This window comes from Paenisporosarcina sp. P5_A11, from assembly GCF_056400705.1.
The window spans coordinates 1-13,210 of the sequence record NZ_JBFUKT010000085.1; the positions used below are offsets into that span (position 1 = coordinate 1).

Annotated in this window: 9 protein-coding genes and 2 pseudogenes; 6 read left to right on the forward strand and 5 right to left on the reverse strand. The window is 34.8% G+C overall.

Annotation, left to right across the window (positions count from 1 at the left end):
- The 4 genes and pseudogenes from AC1DOS_RS12295 to AC1DOS_RS12310 form a co-directional block, all read right to left on the reverse strand.
- Window positions 1-607: pseudogene (locus AC1DOS_RS12295) on the reverse strand (peptidase S8); the annotation flags it as partial.
- A gap of 1,430 nt (window positions 608-2,037) precedes the next feature.
- A complete protein-coding gene (locus AC1DOS_RS12300) occupies window positions 2,038-2,385 on the reverse strand; it encodes an ArsR/SmtB family transcription factor (RefSeq protein WP_477537730.1) in 348 nt (115 codons plus the stop codon).
- A gap of 48 nt (window positions 2,386-2,433) precedes the next feature.
- Window positions 2,434-4,173 carry a SulP family inorganic anion transporter gene (locus AC1DOS_RS12305; protein ID WP_477537731.1) on the reverse strand — a complete coding sequence of 580 codons (1,740 nt, stop codon included), beginning with the start codon at window positions 4,171-4,173 and terminating at the stop codon, window positions 2,434-2,436.
- Window positions 4,174-4,725: 552 nt separating this feature from the next.
- Window positions 4,726-5,607, reverse strand: coding sequence for a LysR family transcriptional regulator (locus AC1DOS_RS12310; protein WP_477537732.1), 882 nt, complete (start codon window positions 5,605-5,607; stop codon window positions 4,726-4,728).
- Between the two features lie 124 nt (window positions 5,608-5,731).
- Between AC1DOS_RS12310 and AC1DOS_RS12315 the strand changes: the two genes are divergently transcribed.
- The gene (locus AC1DOS_RS12315; protein ID WP_477537733.1) at window positions 5,732-6,616 is read left to right on the forward strand and encodes a DMT family transporter; all 885 of its coding nucleotides are present in this window, start codon (window positions 5,732-5,734) and stop codon (window positions 6,614-6,616) included.
- Between the two features lie 143 nt (window positions 6,617-6,759).
- Here AC1DOS_RS12315 and AC1DOS_RS12320 read toward each other — a convergent pair whose 3' ends face one another.
- Window positions 6,760-7,551, reverse strand: coding sequence for a hypothetical protein (locus tag AC1DOS_RS12320; protein ID WP_477537734.1), 792 nt, complete (start codon window positions 7,549-7,551; stop codon window positions 6,760-6,762).
- 392 nt (window positions 7,552-7,943) lie between these two features.
- On the opposite strand from AC1DOS_RS12320, the gene AC1DOS_RS12325 reads away from it, so the two are divergent.
- From AC1DOS_RS12325 to AC1DOS_RS12345, 5 genes and pseudogenes are all read left to right on the forward strand, one after another.
- Entirely contained in the window at window positions 7,944-8,549 is a 606-nt protein-coding gene (locus tag AC1DOS_RS12325) for a recombinase family protein (RefSeq protein ID WP_477537735.1), read from the forward strand.
- Window positions 8,550-8,701: 152 nt separating this feature from the next.
- Window positions 8,702-8,895 (forward strand): annotated as a pseudogene (locus AC1DOS_RS12330) (helix-turn-helix domain-containing protein); the annotation flags it as partial.
- A gap of 409 nt (window positions 8,896-9,304) precedes the next feature.
- Complete coding sequence (locus AC1DOS_RS12335) at window positions 9,305-10,819, forward strand: dsDNA nuclease domain-containing protein (protein WP_477537736.1); 1,515 nt, start codon at window positions 9,305-9,307, stop codon at window positions 10,817-10,819.
- Window positions 10,803-11,468, forward strand: coding sequence for a hypothetical protein (locus tag AC1DOS_RS12340; RefSeq protein ID WP_477537737.1), 666 nt, complete (start codon window positions 10,803-10,805; stop codon window positions 11,466-11,468). The genes AC1DOS_RS12335 and AC1DOS_RS12340 overlap by 17 nt, the downstream gene beginning before the upstream one ends.
- The coding region (locus tag AC1DOS_RS12345) for a hypothetical protein (RefSeq protein ID WP_477537738.1) at window positions 11,455-13,210 on the forward strand (1,756 nt) is incomplete at its 3' end. The genes AC1DOS_RS12340 and AC1DOS_RS12345, both read left to right, overlap by 14 nt.

Consider the following 13,210-nt stretch of genomic DNA (forward strand, 5'->3'; position numbering starts at 1 on the left):
TAGTTGTAGTAGGTGAAGCAGTTCCTTCTATAGTAATAGCTGGATCATTTGTTGCTAAGTCATCTGTTGGTGAAGTAATAACTGGTGCATTTACTTCATGACTAACTCGTGCACGGATCATGTAGTTTCCATCCGCTGCAGGTAAAGCTGACCATGTACCTGAAACAGATTCGTAACTTCTTTTTGCATTTGTTCCATTTACATCAATTGCAAGGGCTGGAGTGTTCGGATTCGCAAATGTTTGTCTGTAAACCATGTAGAAGTCGCCATTCACTACAATGTTATGTTCAGTTAAGTCGACTACTGTCCATTCACCGTTACGTAGTGCAGTGGCATCTATTGGACCTGCAAGTTTCTTACCTGGTGTACCGCCAGCACCAGTGGCATCCCATACTTCTACAGCAAATTCAGTTCCACCTGGTACAGGCCATTCCGTATCCCCGAAGAGGAATACGCCATCAGTTACAAGGCCATTTTCTTTACCTTCAGGAAGAGACATTTTTACTGCCCTAGCATTTCCTGCTGCATAGAAAACATGCGCACCTTCAGCTGTACCATCATCATAACCAATTTCTCCACCTGGATATGTGTAGTAAGGCTCTAGCTTATCTTTTGCCATTAAGTTCGTGTTATTGACCGACTGATGAAGCTTACTAGTTGTTTCCGCACTCACGACCCCAGGTGCAATTAGTGACAACGTCATGAGTAAGGACATAGCAATGCTGAACGACCTCTTAGAATTTTTTTTCTTCGTCATCTTCTTTCCCCCCTTGAATTTTATCCATTTTTCACACTTCATGAAGCTAATCCCTTTTTACGTTTACTTAAAAATGACCACATAAAAACACCCTTGCCCCCTTTCCCTAACGGTAAACAGTCTCAATGGTGCAAATCTTGAATCTCATGTTGTTACTACAAACTATATAAGAATGACAATAGTTTTTTTGTCACAATTTGTCGAAAATATTCATAGTTTTCCAGAATCGGTATTTAGTAACTATTTCCCAATTTATTTATATAGGTATAATAGATTAGATAAAGTTTTGTTCCAAGTAATAAAAATCGGATGAAGCCTTGGTGTTATTGGTTTTTAACAAAATATATTTTCATCAATTTTAAGCCCATTATTTACCACTAAAACAAAAAATAAGTAATTAGTCATATTTTTAACAATTAATGATCAATTTGCATGTCAAGTGCAAATCCTATAGAGTGGTACTTTTAAACTATATTAAATATCCAATTTGGATTTTAAATATTAAGTATATAATCGTGGAATGATAAATGACTGTTGTAACAAAACTCGTGGTTTTCTGAACAAAACCTTGCGGATGTTTTCTGAGGAAAGATACCTGGACCGCGTTAGTTTAATAATGAAGTGCACCCCTTAGAATAGACGTTGAAAACCCCCGGGTTTGAACGGTACTATTTTAGGGGGTGCATTTTTTCATGACGAAGAAAGGACAGACAATTTACTTGGGACATATTGTAGTCATTTTAAAAAGAAAAAGGATATTAGTTGAATCATTCAACAAATCTTGATCCACTAAATTCAATGTTGAATGATTCAAGAAGAGGAGGAAGTTTAAATGAAAAAAGCGACTAAGGAAATTCTGGCAAAATGCCCAAATCTTAGATTATACGTGGAATCAAAAGAACAACAACATGACTTGAAATCATTAAATAAAAATGAACAAGTGCTGTAACGCTTGCTCGATTCTTTGAATATGAAGAATCCTTTGATTTAAACCAGCTATTTAAAGAAGTGGATTCCGACTGGATTGAATTTGCTATGGATCTGTTGCTCACCTATTTTTACTCCGATACCTACCTTGATGGAATATATCAAAGCAGAACATGAAAAGGATTTTATCTTTCTAAGACTGACAGCGCCTAATGTTTCAGCTGATAAAGTGTACGATGAAATTAAAAAATAAAAAAACACCGTTTCAATTAAGAAACAGTGTTTTCAATACCAATTTTTATAGATGACTTATTGATGTGTAAAGGTTAATCCATTGTTACATTTCTGCATCATCATTTTTTGTTTACTTCATTTAAAGGTGCATTAAATTTATCCAGAATTGTTATGGTATCAACCAAGTGATTATTAAAAATCTGTCGAGCCACGAGGAGCAATTCAGAAATCATCGGATCTCTTAAAGAATAGACCACACGATTTCCTTCTTTGGTTCCAATAACTATATTTTTAGCCCTTAAGATGGTTAACTGTTGCGATACTGCCGATCCTTCACTACCTAAAATGGTTTGAATTTCGTTAACATTTTTATCATCTTCAGCTAACAGCTCAAGAATTCTAATACGGAGTGGATGAGCGAGCGCTTTGAAAAATTCGGATTTAAATTGCTCTATTTCAGTGGTCATGTTAATTCCTCGCCTTCTATCCTGACAATTACGATATCAAGTATTTCTTCACTTTTCTTCTATCACGTGAGTACCCTTGGATAAAGCCGTGCATTCTCTAAATGCAAAATGCTTGCAGCCTAGACATGTATCTTTATTTAAATATTGAAGTGCAGAGTTAATGGCATCTCCGGTATGTTCAAAAAATTGATCTTTTCCTATTAAAGTAGCCAGACCTGTATTGGTCATCAATTTTTTAGGTTGAGGATTAATTCCAGATATTAATACAATACCATTTTTTGAAAAGTTTTTAACTATACTGGTTAGATAAGCTTCTCCTGTGGTATCCATAAAAGGTACTTTTCCCATTCTTAACAGCAACACTCGAGGTTTAAAGTGAATGGCATTTAATATGGTTTGTTCAAATGTTTGTGCTGCTCCAAAAAACAATGGACCTTCAATCGTATAAATGCTAATTTGTGGACAGTCATGGATTGAGGACACCATAGTAGCATCTATTTTTTCATATTTATGTTTTGGATTTGGAAGACCTTTTACAGTAACAACTGAATCACTCATTCGTTTTATTAATAATAAACCCGCTAATAGAAGACCTACTTCAACTGCAACAGTAAGATTAACGAAAACAGTTAGGAAGAAGGTAACCACTAAAACGAGTGAATCGCTCGATCTGGTTTTTAATAATTGATAAAAAACTTTTCGCTCACTCATGTTCCAAGCAACGACCATAAGGATAGGCGCCATACTTGCTAAAGGAATATTCGAAGCATATGGAGCAAAAAGCATTAAGATTAGCAAAACAATTAACCCGCTGAAAATCCCAGAGAAAGGAGAAACTGCTCCGTTTTTAATATTGGTTGCAGTTCGAGCAATTGCTCCAGTAGCCGGAATGCCTCCAAATAAAGGAGTGATGATATTGGCAATTCCTTGCCCCATTAATTCCCGATTACTATTATGTTTACTAGTTGTCATCCCATCAGCGACAACTGCCGATAATAATGACTCGATACTACCAAGTACAGCAATGATAAAAGCTGGAACAACCATTTGTTGGATCCTTTCGAAAGTAATCTCAGGTATCCGGAAGTTGGGAAGAGTATTTGGGATTTCTCCAAATGTTGAACCAATTGTTGCTACTTGATTCGGGAAAATCAAACTGGCTGCCACAGTTGAAAGTAATAAACCTATAATTTGTCCCGGAATTTTCGGGACAAATTTGGGTGTAAGTAATATGGTGATGAGGCATATTATTGCAGTCAACACGCTATACAAATTTATGGTAGGAATATGAATAATAATTTCTCGAAGATTACTAAAAAAGGTTTCATGTTGTTCCACATCTTTTAATCCTAAAAAATTGGCTATTTGGCTGACAAAAATTATAACGGCAATCCCTGAAGTGAATCCTATAGTTACAGGCTTAGGAATGAATTTTATCAAGGAGCCGAATTTAAAAATCCCCATTAATAGCAAGATGATACCTGCTAAAAATCCTGCTACTAAAAGGTTTTCATAACCGTACACCATGACAACACCAAATAAAATAGGAACGAATGCGCCAGTTGGCCCACCAATTTGAAATTTGGATCCACCTAAAAGTGCAATTAATATCCCTCCGATGATGCTTGTGTAAATACCATACTCTGGTTTAACGCCAGAAGCGATTGCAAACGCCATTCCTAAAGGGATTGTTATGACAGCTACGATTAATCCAGCTAATAAATCTTTTTGTAAACCTTGTAATGAATATCCAGCATATCTTCCACTAAATACAAGTTTTCGTTTCATATGCAACCTTCTCTTTTTTTAGTGTTTAAATATTTGTATATCTGATTATTTGAATATACTATACACAAAGATACCTCGTATTTTACAATATGTCAAAAGAAGGGTTTAAGAAGATGCTTTATAAAAAAGAAATACAACATAGCAGGCGCTTGTTGCAGAACATACCGAGACTAAAACCTATTCACTCATGCAATAAGGTTTTCAGTCAGCTTCGGAAGCTTCACCGGCTGCACTATGACCTAGATTACCCATATCAAAGAATTATACAGAAAAATTTTCCTGTGTTGATGGCATTGCAAGGAATCGAATTATTTCAATCAACGCTCTGAACATTTGTCTTACCTATTTGGTCTCCGTTATTATCTTTGTAAGCGTATTGATCGTTAAATTTTTATTGCATATGTTCCAATACTCGTCCTTTTCTGAACACGACACTACTGATTATTAAAGATATAGTATTTAATCTTTGTCTATTATTGCTTCCGATAATTGGTCATATGTAAACTAAGAGAACTGAAGTTGCTATAACAACAAAAAGGCAAGAAAACCCGCTTAGTTCCCTCTCCATGCTTGCGCATATTCCCGAACGACTTCCATAAATCCTTTAATTCCCGGAGATAACCATTTATTCGTATGATGCAGCATATAGGTTCCGAACTCAAAGCCAACTTCATATGGAATGCCAATCAACTTCTGTTCCGCCAGCTCTTTTTCTACAGTGATGTGCGGCAGCATGGATACGCCCAGACCACTGATAACGGATTGCTTAATGGCTTCAATGCTCCAAAATTCGGTCGTCGCTTTTGCTGAAATCCCTTGTTCTTGAATCAGCTTTTCAAAAACCGACCGGTAACTGCAACCTCTTTCGGTAAAAAGAAGGTGGCTGTCCGTCAGAAAATTAGATTGATCCATATAAACATCATTCGGAACCAATAACATCATTTTTTCATCGACCAGCTTTTCGATTTGAATGGCTGGATCGTTGACTTTCTGGCCCAACAGAAACGTTAAATTAGCATTTCCGGTCGTTAGTTCCTGCTTGATTGTCAGCGGATCTAAATGCCGCCACTCGATCGTGACATTCGGATACCGTTCTTTGAACGTTTTGATTACCGCAGGAAATCGGTAAATTAATAAGGCTTCAGGAGCCGAAATGACAATCTTTTCTTCTGCCTTTCCGTTGAGGGAAATGGCTTCTCTCACTTCTTCGTATGCTGCTATCAGGTTATTTACTTTGGGCAACAGGTTTCTTCCGGCTTCAGTTAGGATGATTTGTCTTCCAACCCGATCAAATAAGGGCTGGTTAAATTCCTCCTCTAAGGCTTTGATATGCGAAGTAACCGTTGATTGTGCGTAACCCAGCTGATCTGCAGCCTTGGTAAAGCCGCCTGTTTCTGTGATCGTTTTAAAGGTTATAAGATGTCTGATTTCCACGGTGGATGCCCCATTCCTTTTATCCATCGAAAATAGTGATGCCATTGATTCAATCTATCAATTTTATTAATCCATTTTCTCCTATTATACTTGAAGGGATTGATTACATGAAAGAAGTGAGCAGATGCATACATTCATCGGAATTTTATACGCGTTTATCTGGGCAACAGGAGCGATCGCCACAAAAATCGGCCTTGTATCATCCACACCGCTGATTTTTGCTGCTACACGTTTAGTATGTGCCGGAGGAATTTTATACCTGTTCGTTTACCTCTATAAAAAATCATATCCTTATCCGAGAAAAAAAGAATGGGTGCACCTACTGGTATTAGGAGTCTTGAATACCACTTTGTATGTGGGTTGTTCTTTTATGGCATTAGCTTATGTCGATTCGACGATGTTCAATTTGCTTATCACATTGAATCCTTTTTTCGTTGTGTTTCTTTCATCCATTTTTCTCAAACGGAAATTGAAAAAGAAAGAATTACTGGGAATGGTCATTGCAGCAGCCGGCCTGTTAATCGCACTGATCCCTTATCTGGATTCGCTGCGCACTACTTTAGTGGGTCTGCTTATTTTAGGAACTGGCATCCTTTCGATGGGTATTGGGAGTGTCTATTTCCAAAAAATCCAGTTGGATTTGCCGAGAGTGGTCATTAACACGTGGCAGATTATTTTGGGAAGTGTGATTGCCCTTCCGTTTGTTTTTCTGCTCGAACCGGACTTCTACATTCAAATTGACCGCTATTTTCTGTTCGGGCTATTTTGGCAGGTGGTTATGATTTCGATTCTAGCTATGCTCCTGTGGTTTTACTTGCTCAAAATTGATGCTGTGAAGGCAAACAACTTCTTATTTCTAACACCTGTCTTCGGGTATGCGCTATCAGCGGTTTTTTTGGATGAACCTCTTACCCTCTATCATTATCTTGGTGCTTTACTGGTGGTCATGGGTACGATATATAGTCGTTCAGATAGCAAAGAAAAAAGAAAAATCGTCGTAAGCTCCTAAGGATGCTTATATAAACAAAAAGGAAGAAAAATGCTGATCCAAGCATTTTTTCTTCCTTTCTACTTCAACTAATGGGCATCCCCTATTACTTCCAGGAATGCATGATATGTAACCTAAAATTGAATACCGGTAGTTTTAAATTGTTAATATAAGTCTTTTTTCGGTGGTATACTCTGTATAAACATTTTTCCCTTACTATCATTTCCTACAACTACAATCATTTGCCCAGATTCATCTGTTATCCAATTGAGACCACTTACTTCTTCTCCATCGTTACGCACATAAAAAAGTGCTTCTTTGTAAGATATCTTCTCAGGTGATAACAATCTAAATAGGATTTCACTATTTTCGAGTAATTCATCTACTACTCTATTGGCATCTGTATATACCAATCTAAAATTATTAGAATAAACAAGGTACAATCTCTCAATATAAACAGAGTTTCCATCCATTAATAGTTTGTAATTGTCTGTGAAGAATATCGTTATTTGATATTGCTTTGAATCAAAATCTTTATAAAAATTGACAGCTACTCGCATAACCAGTTGAGGTTGATTTTTATCAAAAGTATGAGCTTTAGCCAAATTCAAATCTTTAGAAGCAAATGACATATTTTCAATTCTGCAATCAAAGGCATCATTATTATGATGTTCGATTATATACTTATCCTGATAAGCTACTTCAAAATCTTCATCTCCATACCAAAGTCTCATTACCACTTGATGTAATTCCTTTCGATGCCCAAGCTTAGTAGAACCGGTGTAAATATATGTTATTTCTTTTTCTTTAAATTTTTCTTCGTTAACCCGCCAAGTTACCTTATTTAACTCACTCCATATTTCAGGTTTGTAAGTGGTGTTTCCCACTGTTCCAAGCTTATCGTTATGGAACTGAATGTGTTCATTATTATGAGTTAAAGTTAATAATACACTCACAAGATTCCCCCTAAATAATATTAATGTACGTTTTTCTCCTTAAGTTTTACTTCAATAATTGAAAAAGCAGATTATCAACCTGTCAAAAAGTCTTCCCTTTAATCATTTGTTATGCATCTAAAGTTAGTAATCTCCTTTTTCGCATCTTTCTGTATTATACTAAAAATTTCCACAACATAGTTTGAGCTAATAGAAAAGATTTCTAAACTAAGTTAAATATAACAGTTCGTAAAAGTACACTTTTACGAACTGTTTTAAAATGCTAGTAATTAGTCATTTTTATAGTTCGTAAAACTATAAAAATAATTTTCGAACGTCCTCTATTTCACACATACTTTTACGAACGTTTTTGATAGAATAAAAGATAGAAATCCCAAACGAGGAGTAAATAAATGGATAATAAAAAATTCGGATACATACGAGTTAGTAGCAAGGATCAAAACGAAGGTCGACAATTAGAGGCCATGAAAAAATTAGGTCTAAGTGAACGGGACATCTTCATGGATAAACAAAGTGGTAAAGATTTCGAAAGAGCTCAATATCAATTGCTAAAACGGATTATACGAAAAAGTGATGTACTCTATATTCATTCGCTCGATCGGTTTGGTCGGAATAAAGAAGAAATTTTGCATGAGTGGGATGACATCACAAAAAACATCCAGGCAGATATTGTTGTGCTGGACATGCCCTTGCTCGATACGACTCAATATAAAGACAGTCTAGGAACATTCATTGCGGATCTTGTATTACAGATTCTTTCATGGATGGCAGAAGAGGAACGAGAGCGTATTCGTAAACGGCAGCGTGAAGGAATTGATGTTGCTTTGCAAAACGGCATAGTATTTGGCCGACCAAAGGTTACGGTTACCGCGGAGTTTAAACAAGCATATGATCGATGGAAATTAAAAGAGATAACGGCAGTTAAGGCAATGCAGGAAATTGGTGTGAAAAAGACTACTTTTTATAAACTAGTCAGAGAGTATGAAGAATCTTTATAGTTAACCTATATAATAGAAGAAACTCATTTCATATATGAGATTTTCAACCGATTTGGAATACCTTTTATAAACAATTTTTAGGATTGTGCCTTTTTATTTAGGAACATTCCTTTTTAATCTACTAAACGTTTAAGTAGGCAGTTCTTGAACGAAAAGAACGTTCTGCTGCAGGAGACGAGTGGCGGCTAAAGCACGGGGGCGACTTGGCGGACGTCCAGAGAAATACAGAGATAAAGATATTGAAATGATGAAAGCTCTTATTGATGGAGGCATACCAATTAAAGATGTGGCGGAAAGATGGGGCGTTTCTCGAACAACAATCTATCGCTATTTGGAACGTAAATGATCTAATTGTTGGGCAAATATTGTTTCTGTTAGACACGACTCAATTTAAGGCACCTTAGGAATGAATATTCAATGTAATCTCACCAATAAGGAGAAACTTGAGCAAGAATTGGATGCTTAGATGTAAAAACACTATTTATATAGAAGAAACTCCGTTTTGATAATCAGAAAGTGAAAAAAGGTTACGATGATGTCCGTAGCCTTTTTTTGTTTGGTTATATTATTTTTCCTTTCACGGTCCATAGTTTGAACCATACTCTCTTTTTCAAAAAATACATATTTAATTGAAATTAAAGTTGTATATTGGATAAAAATTACTCTATTAACAATGAATTCTTTCTAATATGTTAGTTAACTACTATAATTGGGGAAAAGGCTGTTTGGAACGAGAACGCATAAGGGGAAAAGACATGTCGCGTGAGTTAATTATTTTCAAAAAAGACACTGATGCCGTTGGTACAAACAGAGGCTTTGTATATCAATATTTAAAGACCTTAGTTCAATGGCTAAACAACTATAAAAGTGGAATCGATAACAGGATCTACTGCGAGGTTGAAGATGACATAAAACAAATCAACCGGGAAAATATGGCTATTCAATGGACGCAAGTTAAATGTTACTCTAGTGTCTTTAATTTAAACCATCGAGACATTACAAAATCATTACACAATTTTTTTATACTCTTTGTAAGTAATAGCCAGTACGATGGTCACTTTTGCTTTGAAACCAATTCTAAGGTATCGCGCGATGATAAGTTGCTTAATGAGTGGATTTCTTCGCAACCAATAAAGAATTCAAATATGAAATTGATTTCAAGTTTGGTTGTTGAAATTCAAAAAACTTTAATGAATACAACCCTGGAAGCCAAAAACTCATTGTTGAAGGATATTGCCACAAAGATTACCACGATTGAAAACAGTAAATCAAAAAGCGCAGCTACGAAGAAAAAGAACCTACTGTTAATAGACAGTTTAAAAATGGAACATCAATTAAGAGAAAATCTTTCAAGGGAAATGCATGACAAAATTATGGATACTGAAACACTATCCAAATTCATCCTCAGTATAAAGTGGACATTCGATTCTATTACTCCTGTAGTGTCCATAGAGAGATTGAAAGATGAAGCAATTAAATTAATAAAAGGTATAAACACAAAAGTGGCTACTGAACTATATTTCAATCGGCTGTTATCAGAGATATTTTTAAAATCAACAGAATCCGAATTAGAAGACCGGTGTTTAGATAATGAATTACTTAATGAAATATTTACTGAGACTGAAGTACAAATCAAAGAAAATATTGAGCAAGTATTCATTGACAGATTCGATGCTATTGAAACGATTCTGCAGCAAGGATTTGGCGAAGTCAACACAACACTCACGAAACTTACCAAAAAAATAGACACGATAGCTGCAACGGCAATCGTACAAACTGAAGTATCAATGATTGACTTACCAGTAGTAGAGCCAGAGGAATTAGAGCAGATTATGCTTAGTGATTTGGAAAAACAAAGTAAATTAGCTAAAAAAATTGAAATGATCAATATTAAAGATCCCGAAATGCAAGAGAGTTTAATCAGTGTAGCAACTGAGTTAAGATGCAGATATTTACTTTTTCTTCAAAAACTTAAGCTCGAAAATTTGAATTCACAACACATTGCCTTAAAACAACTTGAGGCGAAGGTAAAGATGCTTTGTACAAATACGGTAATTGATAATGATGAAGGGGTAAATGAAGGCTTTGATGCTAGAACATTTTGGAAATCTTTTCAAGAAGAATTAAAATTATTGCTTAAGGATTTAAAGTTACGTAAAAATATTGACTTTGATGAAGAAATTGTGTTCGCACAGATGTATCAAATGGCCGCCGAATGTCATCTTCGATGGCATAGGTTGGAAGGTGATAAAGATGAACGAAGAAAATAACTCGAATGTAAATGAATTTTTTGAGGTTTTAATTGAAAACCGAGTAGTAATGAAAACGGCACCTCTGGATAAACAAGTTATATACACAGATCCTGATGACGATTATGATTTTCATGCCTATCGAATAATTTTACTACTTAGAATTTGTGGAGATACAAAAGGCGGCTTTTTTTCGCATAGCACATTGTACGGTAGAAGAAAATTCTCGTTTCTCGACTTTTTAATACGTTACCCATTTTATCTAGAAAAAGTTATTGAAAAAAGCAAAAAAAAATATTTGGGCTCATTAATAAAATTAGAGGAATTTGAAAAAGAACGTGCTTTTTCACCGATGATTAAATACATAAGAGGTCCCTGGGATCATCGTTATGATTCAATTTTCAATTATATGATTAGTAAAAAAATAATCGAAGTAAAATATGATTATTACTCAAAATCTCAAAAGTCATTTATGGTGAACTTGACATCACTCGGGACTAAGAAAGCTGATGAAATCAAATTCATTGAGACAGAATGGGTATCAAGAATGGAAGTCATAAATTCATTATTCCCAAAAAATGCATCGAATGAATCAATTGAAAAATATGTGCAAGAAAATTTCCCTTCTCTTATTTTGGGATACAATGGGGTGAACGATGATGTTTATTGAGGCTGTCTTAATCCGTGTTGAAACAAATATAAACCAGTATCGAAGATTTGTATCATTGGTGAAAGAAGATAATACAATTAGAGAATTTAATATGAWTTATGGTGAGAATACACTAGGAAAATCATTATTTATACAAAGCATTATTTTCGGTTTAAAGGGTGAAGAAATTTATGGCATACGAAAAGATATCTTAGGGTTTAAGAGTTTATTTAAAATTCATTACAAAGAAAAAGTCATTCAATCACATGTGTATTTGCAATTAGTAAATAATGGAGAAAGAGTAGTCGTTGTTCGAAATACGATGGATTGGGATGATCCGGTAACCATATTTAGTGGAATTGAGCTTAATGAAGATTCCAATTTAGAATCATTATTACACACTAGCCCATCCCATTCTTTTTATAAGATGCGAAAAGAGAATAACTTCAAAGGTAATGATACGTATCAAGAATTCCTATTTTCATTCTTGAATATAACTCCAATAACAAACGGTGAGAAATCTGAAAATGAAGAAGAGAATCAAGATGTTAAAATGCTGTTCTATATACAGAACTTGATGCCTCTTTTTATCATCCATCAAGGTGCATGGCATGATATTCAAGCCATTAATCCACGTTATGGCCTAAGGGATGTAAGAAAAACTGCTTTTGAAGTTCTTCTCAAGTTTTCTGGTACCGAGGTTATTAAAGCAAGATATGAATTGGATAAGTTGGAATCGTTATTAAAGCAGAAACAGACTTCACTTAGAGACATTGAAGAAATAATAGATATGATCTCAATTAAAGTTTCCAACCTGATAGAAAACGAGATCTATTCAAAAGAAAATTTAATCTTAAATCATCTTCAACAAATAGCAGCAATGGAAACTGGCACTACTGAGATCAATTCTGTCATTGCCCATATCCGCAAACAATTCAGTACATCATCGCTCAAAGTACGTAAATATCGTGAAATATTAATCGGATTGGAAACGGAAATAGATGAGTATGACTTCTATATTAACAAAATAAGAAATGATATCGAAAAAAGTGATAAGCTAAAAACTGCCAAGAAAATTATTGGCATACTACCTATAGACACTTGTCCTCATTGCCTAAACACTTTGGCTATAAACGTTGATGAAGAGTTAAATAAGGATAATTGTGGTTTATGTGGAAATCCTTTTATTAAGTTAACCAACACTGAAAGTGATCAGTATTTAGGTTATTTAAAAGATGAATTTAAAGATTTTACACGTCTAAAAAATCGAAAGTATGCAGAGAAAAATAAGTTATATAGCAAAGTCGTTCTTGCTGAGTTAGAGCAAGCAGAGTTAAAGAAGACTATGAATGACTTTGAAGAAACGCTAAAGCCGAAAAATCTTCAAGCATACAATTTTCATTCTAGAGAGATAGGCAAACTTCGAAATGTGGTGACACAGCTTAAAAAAGAGAAAGAAATCATTCAAAGATACGAGGTAATTGAAAATGAAAGAGCCCAATTAATCATTGATATAAAGGAAAAAAGAGTGTTTATTAAAGGAATCAAAAAACAAAAAGAAAAGGACGATGAAAAATTACTTTTTTTTGAACTCGAATTTAAAGCAAATTTACGGAAGCTAGATTTCTTAAAGCTTGGTCTGGATGAAGTGAAAATCAAGAATGATAAAAAAGAGAATAAACTGGAAAAAGAAAACAAATCTGATAGTCTGGAAGAAGTTTATGCCCAAATAAAAATAGACGAATTTGATTACTTGCCTAAAA